Source organism: Xanthomonas sp. LF07-6, assembly GCF_034105445.1.
GTDB classification, from domain to species: Bacteria; Pseudomonadota; Gammaproteobacteria; order Xanthomonadales; family Xanthomonadaceae; genus Xanthomonas_A; species Xanthomonas_A sontii.
This window is the reverse complement of record NZ_JAXGGI010000001.1, coordinates 1,022,679-1,038,462: the sequence shown is the minus strand read 5'-3', so window position 1 is coordinate 1,038,462 and position 15,784 is coordinate 1,022,679. Positions and strand designations below refer to the sequence as shown.

Below are 15,784 nucleotides of genomic sequence, written 5' to 3'. Positions count from 1 at the left end.
CGGAAGCGTTCCTGCGGCGTGGCGCACCCCTGCCTGCATGGCCGTTGCCAGTGTCCGCCACTGGCCGGTTCCCACCACCCAAACGCAGAACGGGCCGCAATGCGGCCCGTTCTTTCTTGCAAGCGCGGGCAGGCCGGCTTACTTCAGCTTGGCGTCCGCGCGCAGCGCCTCGGCGCGGTCGGTCTTCTCCCACGAGAACGCCGTGGCCTGGTGCTGGGCGCCGGTGCCGTCGGTGTAGGTGAAGGCCTTCGGGGTGCGGCCGAAATGGCCGTACGAGGCGGTCTGCTGGTACATCGGGTGGATCAGGTCGAGCATCTGGATGATGCCGAACGGACGCAGGTCGAAGTGCTTGCGGATCAGCTTCTCGATCTTGTCGTCGGCGATCTTGCCGGTGCCGAAGGTGGTGACCGAGATCGAGGTCGGCTCGGCCACGCCGATGGCGTAGGACACCTGCACTTCGCAGCGGTCGGCCAGGCCGGCGGCGACGACGTTCTTGGCGACGTAGCGCGCGGCGTAGGCGGCCGAACGGTCGACCTTGGACGGATCCTTGCCGGAGAACGCGCCGCCGCCGTGGCGCGCCCAGCCGCCGTAGGTGTCGACGATGATCTTGCGCCCGGTCAGGCCGCAGTCGCCCACCGGCCCGCCGATCACGAACTTGCCGGTCGGGTTGATGTGGAACTTGGTGCCCTTGTGCAGCCACTTGGCCGGCAGCACCGGCTTGAGGATTTCCTCGCGCACGGCCTCGACCAGGTGCTTCTGCTTGATGTCCGGATCGTGCTGGGTGGACAGCACCACTGCGTCGATGGCGGTCGCCACGCCGTCTTCGTAGCGCAGGGTGACCTGGCTCTTGGCGTCCGGGCGCAGCCACGCCAGCGGCGAGTTCTTCTTCTTGCGCACCTTGGCCTGCTGTTCGACCAGGCGGTGCGACAGGTGGATGGCGGCCGGCATGAAGCTGTCGGTCTCGCGGGTGGCGTAGCCGAACATCAGGCCCTGGTCGCCAGCGCCCTGTTCTTCCGGCTTCTTGCGGTCCACGCCCTGGTTGATGTCCGGCGACTGCTTGCCGATCAGGTTGAGCACGCCGCAGGTCTCGCCGTCGAAGCCGACGTCGGAGCTGTTGTAGCCGATGTCCAGGATCACCTTGCGGGTCAGCGCTTCCAGATCGATCCAGGCGCTGGTGGTGATTTCGCCGGCGACGATCGCCACGCCGGTCTTGACCAGCGTTTCGCAGGCCACGCGCGCGCGCTTGTCCTGGGTCAGGATCGCGTCGAGCACCGCATCGGAGATCTGATCGGCGATCTTGTCCGGGTGGCCTTCGGAGACCGACTCGGAGGTGAAGAGATAGCTGGACATCGCGGCTATATCCTTGTATTCGGATGAAAAGATGGAGGCGAATGATACACGGGCGCCGGGCGGCGTGCATGCTGCCCGGGTCGGACGTTGCCCAAGGTTAACCGGTTGGCGCGCCATGGTGCGCCCGTCACTTTGCCGTAGTCAGATTGCAAGATCGGTGTCGCCGCCGCGGCCGAAGCTGTGCGCAGTCAGCAAGGGGGCTTGCCGTGCTCGCACTCGAACGCCGTCTTCAGGACCGCTACCCGCACTGGTTTGCCGGACGCCGCTCGCGGCTGGTCCGGCCATTGCTGCGCGGCCTGCAGAAATGGTCGGGACTGGACGCGCTGGACGCGTTCCTGGAGGCCAACCGCGACCTGCGCGGTTTCGCCCTGGTCCAGGCCGGACTGGATTTCCTGCAGGCCCGCTATGTGGTCGCACCGACCGCCGCCGAGTGCATCCCGGCGCGCGGGCGCCTGCTGATCGTCGCCAATCATCCTTCCGGGGCGCTGGATGCGCTGGCGCTGCTGGACTGCGTGGGCCAGGTGCGGCGCGACGTGAAGATCGTCGCCAACGATTTCCTGTGGGCGCTGGAAGGCCTGCGCGACCTGCTGCTGCCGGTGCGCATCCTCGGCGGCGCACCGTCGCCGGCCAGCGTGCGGGCGATCGAGCAGGCGCTGGCGCAGGAGCAATGCGTGATCGTGTTCCCGGCCGGCGAGGTCTCGCGGCTGGGCTGGGGCGGCGTCGCCGACGGGCGCTGGCGCCGCGGCTTCCTGCGCTTCGCCCTGCGCACCGCCGCGCCGGTGCTGCCGGTGCGCATCCATGCACGCAATTCGGCGCTGTTCTACGGCGCTTCGGCGCTGTTCAAGCCGGCCGGCACCGCGCTGCTGGCGCGGGAGATGTTCGCCCGCCGCGAGCGCCGCATCGCGCTCAGCCTGGGCCGCGCCCGCGCGCTGCCGCAGGACCTGCCCGAAGCCGAACTGATGCGGCGCCTGCGCAGCGAGCTGTACGCGCTCGGCCGCAGCGGCGGGCAGGCCGCGCCGAGCGAAGAAGCGCTGGTCGCCGCCGAGGATCCGGCGCAACTGGCCGTGGAAGTGGCCGGCCTGCGCAGCCTCGGCCATACCCTGGACGGCAAGCAGATCCGCGTTGGCCGGCTGCGCGCCGGCTCGGCGCTGCTGCGCGAGATCGGCCGCCTGCGCGAACTCACTTTCCGCGCGGTGGGCGAGGGCACCGGCCGGCGCCTGGACCTGGACGACTACGACACCTGGTACGAGCACATCGTGCTGTGGGACGGCGCCGCCACCCGCGTGGTCGGCGCCTACCGGGTTGCGCGCGGTGCGCCGGTGCTGGCCGAACGCGGCCTGGCCGGCTTCTACACCGCCGAACTGTTCCGCTACGGCGAGGGCATGCTGCCGCGCATCGCCGCGGGCATGGAACTGGGCCGCAGCTTCGTGGTGCCGGACTACTGGGGCAGCCGCAGCATCGACTACCTGTGGCAGGGCATCGGCGCCTATCTGCAGGACCATCCGCAGGTGCGCTACCTGTTCGGTGCGGTGTCGATCAGCGCCGCGTTGCCGTACGCGGCGCGCGAGCAGATCGTGGCCTACTACGCGCGCTACTACGGCGACGCCAGCGGCGAAGCCGCCTCGGCGCGGCCGTTCCCGTATCCGGAAGCGCCGTCGGCGTTCGACGAACTGGACGCCGACACGGCCTTCAAGGTGCTCAAGGGCAACCTCGACGCGCTGGGCGCGGCGGTGCCGATGCTCTACAAGCAGTACACCGATCTATGCGAGCCCGGCGGTGCGCGCTTCCTCGCCTTCGGCGTGGACCCTGCGTTCAACGACGCCGTCGACGGCCTGATCGAGCTGGATCTACAGCGCATCCGCAGCAAGAAGCGCGCGCGCTACCTCGAACGTCCCCGCAACGAAGCAGAGGTGGTGGCATGAGTCCGCTCAACAGCCTGGCGCCGCGCCGCGCGGTGTTCGTCTCCGATGTGCACCTGGGTGCACCGCATTGCCACGCACGCGAGCTGGCCGACTTCCTCGGCGGCCTGCGCTGCGACCAGCTGTACCTGGTCGGCGACATCGTCGACTTCTGGTGGATGGCGCAGCGCCGCGCGGTGTGGAGCGCGGCGCACCAGCGCGTGGTCGATGCGCTGCACGCGCTGGCCCGCGGCGGCACCGAACTGATCTACGTCCCCGGCAACCACGACCGGCCGATCCGCCGTTTCTGCGGGCTGGCGCTGCCGGCGATGCAGGTGCGCCGGCGCGCGGTGCACGCCACCGCCGACGGGCGTCGCCTGCTGGTGGTGCACGGCGACGACTACGACAGCGTGACCCAGTTCGGCGGCCTGCAGGAGAAGTTCGGCGACTGGCTGTACTACCGCATCCTCACCGGCAATCAGCTGACCAACCGCGTGCGCCGCCGCCTGGGCATGCGCTACTGGTCGCTGGCGGACTACCTGAAGCGGCAGAGCAGCGCCGCCGAGCGCTACATCGAGCGCTTCGTCACTGCCGGCCTGGACGACGCGCGCCGCCGCGGCCTGGACGGGGTGATCTGCGGCCACGTGCACCGCGCCGGGCTGTTCGAGCGCGACGGGCTGGTCTACGCCAACGACGGCGACTGGGTCGAAAACCTCACCGCGCTCGCCGAAGAGGCCGACGGCACCCTGCGTCTGCTCTCGCACCGCGGCGACGTGCTGCGCGAACTGCCGCCGCGCCTGCGGCTGGTGCAGGAGAACGTCTGGCCGCGCGCGGCCTGAATCAGCCGATCGTGCCAGGCGGCGCTGCACAGCCTGGCGCGTGACTGGCAGGTCGTGCGTTCCACTGCTGCCGCACCTGCGCGCTCCGCAGGTGCCCTTGTCGCGAATCGCCCTGGGCGTGGCACCGCCGTCCTTGCAGTGGACGGAAGCGTAGAACGCAGTGTGACCGCTATTCCACGATGACCCGTGTGTGGTGTGCATCACCACCGCGCGCGCTTGCCCGGCTTCCGTGGCATCGGGTCTACTGCGATGCGTCGGCGCGACATGCCCTGGCAGGAACCCACGTTCGCGCCCGGGCTTCACGCTGATCCATGTCGCTGCGGCGCGCGTGCGCCGCATCCCGATCAGTTCTGGAGTTGTGGAGACCGTGAAACCAGGGAAGGCGTTGTGCGGCCGGTCGCGCAGATCCATGGGGACATGGTTCGGCTCGGCCTGGTCCGCCGTTTCTGGCGATTCCGTCCAGGCGAACGTCACCGCGCCTGGCACGCGGCCGCGGACATGCCTGCGATGGGCGTGCCTGGGCGTCCTGCTCGCGGCGAGCGCGGCCGCGATTGCGCAGAACACGATCTATGGCTGCGCGGAGCCCGCCGCGCCACGTCCGCTTCCCGATCCGCTGCTGTGCGTGCAGCAGGCGGGCGTATCGACGCCGCACACGGCGGGCGAAGCGCGGGTCGCGGCATTGTTTGCACGTGCCAAGCAGCAACTCGATGGCGGCCGCTTCGACGCCGCCGAGCAGGCGCTGGATTGCGCGCAGGCCAACCTCGGCGATGCCGGCGGCGCGCGCTTGCGCTACGAGCTCACCCGCCGCCGCGGCATTCTCGATTTCCGCCGCGAACGCCTGCCGCAGGCGCTGGCGCGCTTCGAGTGCGCGGCCACGCTGTCCCGCTCGCTGCACGACCGCATGGGCGAGGCGCGCGATCTGAACAACGTCGGTGCGGCGCTGCGCCGGCTCGGGGATTTTCGCGGTGCCCTGCGCAACCTGACGCTGAGCCTGGACATCCAGCGCGCGCGCGGCGCGGTCTCTGCGTCCGTGCTGACCAATATCGCCGACGTGTATCGCGAACTGCGCGAGTCCGACACCGCGATGCGTTACTACCGCGATGCGCTGGCCGCCAACCGCGCGCAGGGCGACGCCATCGAGGCCGCGCACGTGCAGGAAACCATGGCCGAGCTGGCGCTCGACAGCGGCGACACGCCGCAGGCGCTGGCCTGGCTGCAGGAGGCGCTTGCCGTGTACCGGGCGCAGGGCCGCCGCGTGTACGAACTGCGTGTGCACGATGGCCTGATCCGCGCGGCATTGGCGCTCGGCGACGTCGCGCAGGCGCAGCGCTGGAGTTCCAGTGCGCTGGCGCTCGCCGAGGCATGGGCGCTGCCGCTGCCGTCCGCGCTGCAGTTGCAGCTGGCGCGGACCGCCCGCCTCGAAGGCAACGCGGCCGCCGCTGCGGCCCGCCTGCGCGCGGCGCTGGCAGCGGCCGCCGGCGGCGATCCGGTGCGGGTGCCGTTGCTGGAGGAGTTGGCGCGGCTGCAGGAAAGCAGTGGCGATACGGCGGCGGCCATCGCCACGCTGCGGCGCGCGAATGCGGAGGCCGCGGCGCTGGTCCGCGCGCAGCACGATCGCCAGTTGGACTGGCTGCGGATCCGCTTCGACACCGCCGAAAAGCAGCGCACCATCGATGCCCTGCAAAGCGAGAACCGCCTGCGCCAGGTCCAGCTGCGCCAACGCACGTTGCTGCTGTGGCTGGCATTGGTGTCCGGCGTCGCCGCCGCGCTCGGCCTGTGGCTGTGGCTGCAGCGTCGCCGCCAGCGCGAACGTTTGCTGCAAGCCGCACGGCAGGTCCGCCACGAGGAGCAACTGGCCCGCTATCGGCGAGAGGCGGATGCGCTGGCCGAGGATCGCAGCCTGCTGCAGACCCTGCTCGACAGCCGCGAGGACGCGCTGTGCCTGCTCGATGCCGAAGGCCAGGTGCTGGCAACCAATCGTGCCGGCCGCCTCCTGCTCGGCGGCGCGGACGACGCCGAACCGGTCGGGCAGCCGGTGTTCGCCTGCGTTGCCGAGGGCGACCGCCCGGCGTTGCAGGCGGCGCTGGAGCGGATGGAGGACAGCGCGGCGCAACGCCTGGAGATCGTCGCACGGCATGGCACGCCGCTCGCCGTGACCTTCACGCCCTGGCGCGGCGGCGATGGTTTGGTCGTCCTCGGCCTGCAGGAACGCGACCGTGGTGCGGTGGCGGACACCGCGCAGGCCGAGCACACGCCAGCGGAGGCCGCCGCGCCTGCGTTGCGCGATGCCTTCCGGCGCGCGCTGGTCGACCTGATGCTGGCGGTCATCGACACCTGGGAGCGCGCCACCGCGACCGGTCGCCTGGAGTTGGCCGAGCGCAGCCGGATCTGGCGCGTGAACATCGACGACGGCCGCCTGCGTGCGCGGGCGATGGAGCGCTACCTGGCGGTCTCCAAATTGCCTAGCAACCCGCGCTGGCGGGACGTGCTGCGCTCGGCCTATTTCGTGCTCGCGCACTGCGAAGGGCTGTCGGCGGAGGCGCGCGCCGCCCTGCAGTCGAGGATCGACACGGTGCTGGCCTACACCCGCCGGGACGCGCTCGGCTGAGCAAGCCCGGCACTTCTCCTGCCGGCGATCGTCGGCTGCGCTAACCGGCGAGCGCGCCTGCATGGTGCGTCAGCGCCCGCGCTTGGCCGGGCAGACCACGCAGGCGCCCTTCAAGCCTTGCTCCATGCGGTAGGCGCTGTGGTGATCGCGTGCCAGGAAGGTCGTCGGGCCGAGCACGATGGGCTTGGCCGAGCGCGACGGCGCCACCACCTCGCAATAGGCGGCAATGGTGTTCAGCGTATTGGTGTACGGCTCGTGGCTATCGACCACGCCGCACTTGTCCATCGTCTGCCGCAACTGCTCGCCGTCGAAATCGAATTTCACCACCACCTCCGGTTCCTGGCTCTCCTCCAGGCACCAGTCCGGCGGCAGGGTGTCGTGGCCGTGGGCGATCAGCGGCAAGGTCACCAGGGCCGCGGCAAGGGCGGCATGGAAGACGGAACGGCAGGCAGGCATCGGAACCTCGCAATGCGCAGAAGAAGAGTCCGCAGCCTACGAGCGGGGCTGCGGCCGATGCCAGCGCATCCGCGGGTATAGACCGGGAATAAATCCTCCTAAGGTATTGATTCTCCGATGGTGGCAACGCGCCGCGCTGCCGGCTCGCGCGTCCGCGGCCCGCCGTGCTTGCGCCGTGGCCCCGGCAATTCGACCCGATTCGCTCCCGTGGCGACCCGGGTTTGCCCTCGTGCCGCGGCGGCGGCCTGCCTAGCCTGAAATCGCCGGATCGCACCGAGTGCCGATGCGGCGGTGGCCATATCCCCCGGGGGCGATGCACGCAACCCCAGCCATCTCCAATCCCTTCCATATAGCGAGAGAACGCTCATCATGAAGAAGAAGCTCCTTGTCGCAACCGCCTTGCTGGCGGGCAGTGTCGTCGGCGCCCCTGCGCTGGCGGCGGAAAACCCGGTGGACCAGGCCGGCATCCAGCACAACATGTACCTGGGCTGCCTGATGGATGCCAATGCCTCGCCCGACGAGGCCCTCACCGTCGTGGTCAAGACGTGCGGTTACAACCCCGGCATGCCGCTGGAGCGGTTCATCGCCACGCAACAGCCCATCATCGATGCGGTCGATCCGACCCGGCCGATGACCGACAACCTGGCCGGGTTGCGCCAGCAGCTCAGTGCCTACGAATTCTCGTTCATCGTGCGGATGGACCAGATCATCGAGAACGCCGAGGACATGGATGCGGCGGCGGTGCAGTTCGAGGAACTCGAGAAGGAGGCCATGGCGCGGCTCGATCCTGCCTCCAGGAACGGCGCGCTGGTGCTGGGCGGGCTGAGCGTGGCCAAGCATTCCAATCGCTACTGGGCCAAGGTCGCGGCAGAGCATGGCGAGACCACGGCTGGCGACGCCACCGCGAAGAAGAAGGGGCGCTTCTGGCGATGGCTGGCCGTCGTCGGTTCGGACGTGGTGGGTTTCCTGCTCACCGAAAACCCGGTCACTGCGGCCACCACCTCCAGCACCGTCTACGACATCGTGTTCTGACCGGGCTGCAGCCTGCTCCGCTGGAAGACCGCCGCATCGTGCCGTGCGCCGATGCGGCGGTGACCGCCTGCCCATGACCCATGTGGGTCCGGGCCCACTCATCCCCGTTCAATGAAGAGAATGCACATGAAGAAGCACTTTCTCGCAACCGCCGCCCTGCTGGTCGGCAGCGCCGTCGGTCTCCCCGCGCTGGCCGCGGAGAATCCCATGGACCACGCCGGCGCCCAGCACAACATGTACCTCGGTTGCCTGATGGATCTCAATCCCTCGCACGACCAGGCCCTGACGCTGCTGGTCAAGAAGTGCGGCTACGCCCCGGGCATGCCGCTGGAGCAGTTCATCGCCACACAGCAGCCGATCATCGATGGGATCGACCCGACGCGTTCTGTGACCGAAAACCTGACGGGATTGCGCCAGCGGTTCAGTGCCGAGGAATTCGCATTCGTCGTGCGGATCGACCAGATCGTCGAGAACGCCGACGACCTGGAGGCCGCCGCGGCGCAATTCGAGGAGCTGGAGCGGGACGCCCTGGCGAAGCTCGATCCCACCTCCAGGAATGGCGCGTTGATCCTGGGTGGATTGAGCGTGGCCAGGCACTCCACACGCTACTGGTCCAGGCAGGCGGCCGAAAGCGGTCAGTTCGCGGCAGAGGGCGGCACATCGAAGAGGAAGGGACGATTCTGGAAGTGGCTGGGCGTCATCGCAGCCGACGTGATCAGCTATTTCCAATCGGAGAATCCCGGCACGGCGGCCACGTCCTCCGACGATGCGTACACCCTGTTCTTCGAGGGATTCGGATTCTGATCCAGGCGCTGCCTGGGTAGGGAAGGGCATCCTGATGGGGTGCCTTTCCGCAGAGGGAGCGACGTCAGCTCATCCGCTTTGCTGCGACTCGGTGTGGACATGCCGTTGTCGTCGCAGGAGCGGCTTCAGCCGCGACAGGCGTTACCTGTGGCGTCTCGCCGCAGCTAACGCCGCTCCTGCACATGGCCTTCCCTCGTCATCGGAGATGCCCTTGCAGTCGCAGCGGCGCGTTCGCTTGAAGCGCTTGGCAGGATCGGCATCGGGCCGAACTGCCCGTGCCGCGTGTTGTACATCTGCGACAGCAGCAAACGAGCGACCGCCGCGCCACTGCCACTGCCATGGCCACGCACCCATTCCCGCATCGCTGCTAGCATCGGCCGATGGATTCCCTTACCCAGATCGTGCTCGGCGGCGCCATTGCCGCCGCCATCGCCCCGGCCGCACATCGGCGCGCGGCAATGCTTGCCGGCGCCGCGCTCGGCACCCTGCCGGATCTCGATGCGCTGATCCTGCTGCCGCTGACCCGCGATCCGGTCACGCTGATGACGGTGCATCGCAGCGTCAGCCATTCGCTGTTCGTGCTGCCGTTGCTCGGCTGGCTGATCTGGTGGCTGTTCCGGCGCTTCGGCCATGGACGCGTGGCCGAAGCGCCACACCGCTGGTTCTGGGCGATCCAGCTGGCGCTGATCACCCACCCGCTGCTGGATGCGTTCACCGTCTACGGCACGCAGCTGTGGTGGCCGCTGCGGCCAGCGCCGACGATGTGGTCGAGCGTGTTCATCATCGATCCCGCCTACACGCTGTGGCTGCTGCTGGCCTGCGCCATCGCCTGGTTCGCCCGCGCGCGGCGCGTGGCGCAGCAGGCGTTGCTGGTCGGACTGCTGTTGAGCAGTGTCTACCTGGGCTGGTCGCTGCTGGCCAAGCAGCTGGTCGACCGCGAGGCCGACCGCGCGCTGGCGGCGATGGGCCTGGCGCAGGCGCCGCGCTTCTCGGTGCCGATGCCGTTCAACACGCTGCTGTGGCGGGTGGTGGCGATGACCCCGAGCGGCTACGTGATCGGCGAGCGCTCGCTGGTCGCCGACCACGGGCCGATGCGCTTCCAGGGCTATCCTTCCAACACCCAGGCGCTGGCGCAGGTGCGCGAGCTGCCGGCGGTGCAGCGATTGAGTTGGTTCAACCGCGGCTTCATGCGCGCGCAGGTCAAGGACGGCGAACTGGTGCTCAGCGACCTGCGCATGGGCCTGGAACCGGACTACAACTTCAACTTCGCGGTGGCGCGACAGCAGGGCGACGGCTGGGCGGCGATGCCGCCGCGGCAGCTGCAGGCGGCGTACCGGGCGCCCGTGGCACGTGGGCAGATTGGTGCAGCGCTGGCGCGGATGTGGCAACGGATCTGGACCGAGCCGGCATCGCCCGCGCCGGTCGGTGCGCAGGTGCCTACCGCGGCGCGTTGAGCTGGTTGCAATGGTGCGTGGTGCTGCCGAAGCCAAGTCGCAACAAGCGGCAATGGTTGCCAGGGCATTCGAGTCAGGCATCTCGTGGTCGGCTGCACTGTACGTGGCCATCACCTGCCGCGGTGATTCCCGGTTGAAATCGAACTTCGTCACCACCTCCGGCTTGTGATCCTGCTCCAGGCAGCAGTCCGACGGTAGGTACGGTGTCATGCCGTGGACGGCTAACGGCAAGCTCGAAGGGTCGCGACGACGGAATGCGCGCCGGCGGCCGCGGTGCGGCCAGCGCGGCATGGGCGACGCGACGCTGGTGAGTAGGTGAGCTTCCTAACCACGAGGCGCGCAACAGCCGCGTTGCAGCGATGCCGCGGTTCCAGCGCATCCGCGGCGACGGATCGGGAACGAATCGGCGCAAGGCATTGATTCTTCGATCATGGAATGTCCGCCGGCAGCCAGGGCCACGTTTGCGCGATGTGGTGACGGTGCCATCGATTCGCCAATTCGACCCGGTTCGTTCCCGTCGCGACCCGGTTTCGTCCTCGTGCGTCGCCGCAGATCTGCCTAGCCTGAAACCGTCGCATCGCGCCGTGTGCCGATGCGGTGTGGTCGCCTCGGCTGGGTCCTCCGCAGGAACGTCGGGAGATCTGGGCCACCCTCCATCCATTACATGAGAACGTTGATGAACAAAAAGCTCTTTGCCGCGACCGCCACCCTCCTGGTCGGCAGTGCCTTCGGTACCGCCCCCGTGCTGGCGGCCGAGAATCCGCTCGATCAGGTAGGCATCCAGCACAACATGTATCTGGGCTGCCTGATGGACACGAAAGCCTCGCGCGATGAGGCCCTCGCCGTCCTGGTCGAGAAGTGCGGCTACAGCCCTGGCATGCCGCTGGAGCACTTCATCGCCACGCACCAGCCCATGGTGGATGCAATCGATCCGCTCCGGCCGATGGCCGAAAACCTGGCCGAGCTGCGCCAACAACTCAGTGCATACGAGTTCTCGTTCATCGTGCGAATGGACCAGATTGTGCAGAACACCGAGAGCCTGGACGCCGCCGCGGTGCAATTCGAGGAATTGGAACGGGAAGGTATCGCGCGGCTTGATCCCAAGTCCAAGAATGGCGCGCTGGTTCTGGGCGGGCTGAGTGTAGTGAGACACTCAGCGCGCTATTGGTCCAAACTCGCGGCCGGCGCCACGTCGAAGCCGGACCCTAAAAAGGGCTGGGCGATTGTCTCAGTGTGCGATGCAATGGGCGCGCTTTTCTTTGGCAGCAGCGAAATGGCGTCTTCCGTTTCCTATTCAGCCTATCAAGAACTTGCTTCGCAGGGATACTTCCCACTCTACGCAAACTAAATTTTCTTCATGATCTTGCTTCAGGCATTGCGGATGAAATAAAGAAGGCGTTCCCGAAGGGGCGCCTTTCTTTATCAGGCACACCGAGAATGCGGATACGTCGCCACTGTTCTGGCGCACAGGTGCAGCCTTGATCCGGGCTTCTGAAGGCGGCGGAGCCGAGCCTTCTTCGCATCGCCAGCAAAGTAGTTGCGTGCGACAACTTCAACGTCGCGGTGGCGCGGCAGCAGGGCAACGGCTGGCAAGCAATCGCCCTGGGGTAGCTGCAGGCGGCGTATCGGGCGCCGGTAGCACGCGGGCACGTTCGCGCAGCACTGGCGCGGATGTGGCGGCGGATCTGTGGACAGAGCCGGCATCGCCCGCGCCGGTGCGCGCGCAAGCGCCAGCGACGCGGTGAGCGCCATGAAAGCGACTCAATACACCGTCGCGTGCGCCTGCACGAACGAATAGAAGAACACCGCATCCGGGTCGCTCTGCACCTGCGCCATTTCCCGGCGCATGCCGGCCACGGTCTCCTCATCCACCGCGCCGGCCTGCAGCAGCCGTTCGGCCGCAGACAGCAGCAGTTCTTCCCAGAACCCGATCATGGTCTTGCGCCGCGCCGGCTCGCGGTTGTCCAGGTGCAGGGTCTTGATCTCGGTGCTGACGTCGCGATAGCCGCCGGCCAGCAGCAGGTTGCCGAGCTTGGCACCGACGAACGGGTCGCCGCCGTGGTCGTACTGGAAGTCGTTGAACGCCATCCAGTAGCGCCACACGTTCGGCGAGTACGGATGCAGCAGGAACGAGGCGTTCATCACCTCGGTCACGTACACCGGCGACCCCGGTGCCAGCACCCGCCGCACTTCGCTGAGCACCCGCGCCGGCGACGGCACGTGCTCCAGCACCCAGCACAGGAACGCCGCATCGAAGCTGCGCGGTTGGAATGGCAGGTCGCCGGCATCAGCCTGCTGCAGGGTGTAGCGGTCCTGGCACCAGGGCATGCGCTGCAGGTTGTCGCGTGCGGCCTGCAGTTGCGCCTCGCTCAGGTCGATGCCGGTGACGTGCAGCTCCGGGAAGCGTCGCAGCAAGACTTCGGTCTGGGCGCCGACGCCGCTGCCCACTTCCAGCAGGCGCCGCGCGCCGGTGTAGTCGATCTGGTTGAACAGGGTGGCTTCGAGCAGCCGGGCCTGTTTCAGCAGGCGTGCCTGTTCGGTGTCGGAATAGCCGTGCAGATAGGTCGGGGTGTCGGGAGACGAGCGCATGGCGGTGCTCCAGGGAGAAAACGTCAGGCGGCGGCGGACAAGGCAGGCGGCACCCCGGCGATCAGCGCGTCGAAGTACTCGGCGGTCAGCGCCAGTTGCGCCTGTGCGCTCTCGGCGCGGTTGACAACGGCGCGGAACGCGGCGTTCTCGGGTTGATCCTTGGCATACCAGCCCAGGTGCTTGCGCGCGATGCGCACGCCCTGCGCCTCGCCGTAGAACGCGTGCAGCGCCTGCAGGTGGCCGAGCAGGGTGTCGCGGACGAACGTCAGCGACGGCGCCGGCCGCAGTTCGCCGGTGACCAGGTAGTGCGCGATCTCGCCGAAGATCCACGGCCGGCCCTGCGCCGCACGCCCGACCATCACCGCATCGGCGCCGGTCGCGGCCAGCACCTGCGCCGCCTTCTGCGGCGAATCGATGTCGCCGTTGGCGATCACCGGAATGCGCAGCATCGCCTTGATCTGGGCGATGGTCGCGTACTCGGCTTGGCCGCTGTAATGTTGATCGCGGGTGCGCCCGTGCACTGCTAGCGCGGCGATGCCGCAGTCCTCGGCGATGCGCGCGATGACCGGGCCGTTGCGGTGGTCGCAGTCCCAGCCGGTGCGGATCTTCAGCGTCACCGGCACTGGCGAGGCCTTCACCACTGCGCTGAGGATGCGCGCCACCAGCGCCTCGTCGCGCATCAGCGCCGAGCCGGCCCAGGCGTTGCACACCTTCTTCGCCGGGCAACCCATGTTGATGTCGATCAGTTGCGCGCCGTGGTCGGCGTTGTAGCGCGCGGCCTCGGCCAGTTGCTGGGGCTCGGTGCCGGCGATCTGCACGCTGACCGGGTCCGGCTCGCCGGCGTGGTCCATGCGCTGCAGCGACTTGCGGGTCTGCCAGAAGCGCGGATCGGAGATGGTCATCTCCGACACGGCCAGGCCCGCGCCCAGCCGCTTGCACAGCAGCCGGAACGGCTTGTCGGTGACCCCGGCCATCGGTGCCAGGATCACCTTCGGTTCGATCGTGTAGGGGCCGATACGCATGCGCGTAGTGTAGCGGGGTGCATGCGCTGGCGGGCCGGGCGGCCCGCGCGGCCGTCAGCGCATCAGCTGGTACAGCTCGAAGCCGTTGTCCTTGCCGTCCAGGATCAGCAGCAGTTCGTCCGGGCCCAGCGCGACCAGGCGGCCGACGCTGTTGCCGTGCGTGCCGTCGGAGGCATGGCCGGGCGCGTAGGCCGCTTCCGGCTCGTCGTTGACCGTGCTTGCGCCGAGGAAGGCCAGCTCATGGCTGCCGGCGGACAGCGGATACAGCGTGCCGCTGCGGCGCTGCGAGCCGCTGGTCTTGCTCAGGTGGTAGCCGCAGGGATCGCGGCGGATCTCGGCCTTGAAGTGGGGATAGGCGTAGGCGAAGTGCGGGTCGATCTGGATCGAGCGCACCTTCCAGCGGCCCTCCAGCTTGCCGGGCTGCTGCGGCGTCTGCGCGCGCTGCAGCAGGCTGCGCGCCAGCGCCGCGCCCTTTTCCTGCTCGGCATCGTCGTAATGCGCCGCGATCACCTGCTGCAGGCGTTCGGCGGAGACGGTCACCGCGGCGCGGTCGGCGTCGGCGGCCAGGCTGTTCCAGTCGCAGTGCGGTGCCGCGGCGGCGGACAACGGGAGCAGCAGTGCGCACAGCGCGGCGAACGGGATGACGGAACGGCGGGGCATCGGCAACTCCTTGTCGGATGCGTGGCCGGCGCAGCGCCGGCGCTGGTTTGTGATGGCAGGCAACGGCGACGGCCGGCGCCGTCGCGCCGATCGCTCAGCCGGCCTCGGGCGTCAGCCGCGGCATCGATGCCGCCGCGCCTTCGGCCTCGGTGGAGCGCGCCGCGTAGTGGTTGGCGAAGCGCACATGGGTGGCGAACGCGGCGTTCGGCGACTGCGCCAGCGACGCCACCAGGGCGCCGTTGAAGGCGTCGCCGGCACCGGTGGTGTCCACGGTATGCGCGGTTTCGGCGCCGATCCGGTAGTAGGGCTGGGTGTCGCCGAGCAGGCGCTCCTCAGGGTGCGAGATGAACGCACCGACCGCGCCCAGCGTCACCACCACGGTGCCGCCCGGCAGCAGCTTGCGGCACAGCGCGTGCAGGCTGCCGCCATCGGTGGCGGCGACGTCGTCGGCGTCCACGCGCACGCCGACATGGCGGGCGAGCAGGGCGGCGAACTCGGTTTCGTTGGGGGTCAGCACGTCGGCCAGCTTGAGCAGGCCGATGCTGGTCTGCGCGTTGGCCGGGGCGGCGTTGAGCACCGTGGTCAGGCCAGCCTCGCGGGCCAGCGCCAGGGTGCCCTCGATGGTCTCGATCGGCGATTCCAGCTGCGCCAGCAGCACCCGCGCCGAGCCCAGCAGCGGACGCTGCGCCTGCACGAAGTCCAGGCTCAGCGCGGCGTTGGCGCCGGCGCCGATGACGATGGTGTTGCGGCCGTGGCCGTCGACGTAGATACCGCCGGTGCCGGTCGGCTCGCTGCGGGCCTCGGCGACCAGGGCGATACCGTCCTGCGCGGCCAGGCCGCGCGCCATCGCGCCGCCGGCGTCGTCGCCGAGCGCGCAGACGAAGCTGGTGCGCGCGCCGGCACGCGCCGCCGCCACCGCCTGGTTGAAGCCCTTGCCGCCGGGGCCGGTGCTGTAGCGGCCGGCGATGGTCGCCCCCGGTGCGGGCAGATTCTCGCACCGCCACACATGGTCGACATTGAACGAACCGACGACGATGACCGAACTCATAGGCATGTACTGCTTCTCGACTGG

13 protein-coding genes are annotated in these 15,784 nt (G+C 68.9%); 7 read left to right on the top strand and 6 right to left on the bottom strand.

Annotated features, from left to right (window positions below; all coding sequences use genetic code 11):
• Nucleotides 1-138 precede the first annotated feature (138 nt).
• Nucleotides 139-1,350, bottom strand: coding sequence for a methionine adenosyltransferase (metK, locus tag SLW56_RS04520; RefSeq protein WP_010342184.1), 1,212 nt, complete (start codon nt 1,348-1,350; stop codon nt 139-141).
• A 206-nt stretch (nt 1,351-1,556) separates the two neighbouring features.
• On the opposite strand from metK, the gene SLW56_RS04515 reads away from it, so the two are divergent.
• From SLW56_RS04515 to SLW56_RS04505, 3 genes are all read left to right on the top strand, one after another.
• Nucleotides 1,557-3,272, top strand: a complete 1,716-nt coding sequence (locus SLW56_RS04515) for a lysophospholipid acyltransferase family protein (RefSeq protein ID WP_267093515.1) — start codon at nt 1,557-1,559, stop codon at nt 3,270-3,272.
• Nucleotides 3,269-4,087, top strand: coding sequence for a UDP-2,3-diacylglucosamine diphosphatase (locus SLW56_RS04510; protein ID WP_017912885.1), 819 nt, complete (start codon nt 3,269-3,271; stop codon nt 4,085-4,087). The genes SLW56_RS04515 and SLW56_RS04510 overlap by 4 nt, the downstream gene beginning before the upstream one ends.
• Nucleotides 4,088-4,766: 679 nt before the next feature.
• A complete protein-coding gene (locus SLW56_RS04505) occupies nt 4,767-6,695 on the top strand; it encodes a tetratricopeptide repeat protein (RefSeq protein WP_295912311.1) in 1,929 nt (642 codons plus the stop codon).
• A gap of 69 nt (nt 6,696-6,764) precedes the next feature.
• Here SLW56_RS04505 and SLW56_RS04500 read toward each other — a convergent pair whose 3' ends face one another.
• Nucleotides 6,765-7,151, bottom strand: coding sequence for a hypothetical protein (locus SLW56_RS04500; protein WP_320694385.1), 387 nt, complete (start codon nt 7,149-7,151; stop codon nt 6,765-6,767).
• 369 nt (nt 7,152-7,520) lie between these two features.
• Between SLW56_RS04500 and SLW56_RS04495 the strand changes: the two genes are divergently transcribed.
• The 4 genes from SLW56_RS04495 to SLW56_RS04480 all read left to right on the top strand — a co-directional run bounded on the left by SLW56_RS04495 (nt 7,521) and on the right by SLW56_RS04480 (nt 11,789).
• Nucleotides 7,521-8,183 (top strand): hypothetical protein, encoded by a 663-nt coding sequence (locus SLW56_RS04495; RefSeq protein WP_152243943.1) that lies wholly within the window; start codon nt 7,521-7,523, stop codon nt 8,181-8,183.
• A gap of 126 nt (nt 8,184-8,309) precedes the next feature.
• On the top strand, nt 8,310-8,987 hold the full coding sequence (locus SLW56_RS04490) for a hypothetical protein (protein ID WP_267086371.1): 678 nt from the start codon (nt 8,310-8,312) through the stop codon (nt 8,985-8,987).
• Nucleotides 8,988-9,367: 380 nt separating this feature from the next.
• Nucleotides 9,368-10,441 carry a metal-dependent hydrolase gene (locus tag SLW56_RS04485; protein ID WP_320694384.1) on the top strand — a complete coding sequence of 358 codons (1,074 nt, stop codon included), beginning with the start codon at nt 9,368-9,370 and terminating at the stop codon, nt 10,439-10,441.
• Between the two features lie 676 nt (nt 10,442-11,117).
• The gene (locus tag SLW56_RS04480; RefSeq protein WP_267100000.1) at nt 11,118-11,789 is read left to right on the top strand and encodes a hypothetical protein; all 672 of its coding nucleotides are present in this window, start codon (nt 11,118-11,120) and stop codon (nt 11,787-11,789) included.
• A gap of 413 nt (nt 11,790-12,202) precedes the next feature.
• Here SLW56_RS04480 and SLW56_RS04475 read toward each other — a convergent pair whose 3' ends face one another.
• The 4 genes from SLW56_RS04475 to SLW56_RS04460 form a co-directional block, all read right to left on the bottom strand.
• Entirely contained in the window at nt 12,203-13,030 is an 828-nt protein-coding gene (locus SLW56_RS04475) for a class I SAM-dependent methyltransferase (protein WP_267093518.1), read from the bottom strand.
• A gap of 23 nt (nt 13,031-13,053) precedes the next feature.
• Nucleotides 13,054-14,052, bottom strand: coding sequence for a tRNA dihydrouridine synthase DusB (dusB, locus tag SLW56_RS04470; protein WP_267100001.1), 999 nt, complete (start codon nt 14,050-14,052; stop codon nt 13,054-13,056).
• Between the two features lie 54 nt (nt 14,053-14,106).
• On the bottom strand, nt 14,107-14,712 hold the full coding sequence (locus SLW56_RS04465; RefSeq protein WP_267100002.1) for a DUF4893 domain-containing protein: 606 nt from the start codon (nt 14,710-14,712) through the stop codon (nt 14,107-14,109).
• A gap of 94 nt (nt 14,713-14,806) precedes the next feature.
• The gene (locus tag SLW56_RS04460) at nt 14,807-15,760 is read right to left on the bottom strand and encodes a ribokinase (protein ID WP_152236694.1); all 954 of its coding nucleotides are present in this window, start codon (nt 15,758-15,760) and stop codon (nt 14,807-14,809) included.
• Between the last annotated feature and the right edge of the window lie 24 nt (nt 15,761-15,784).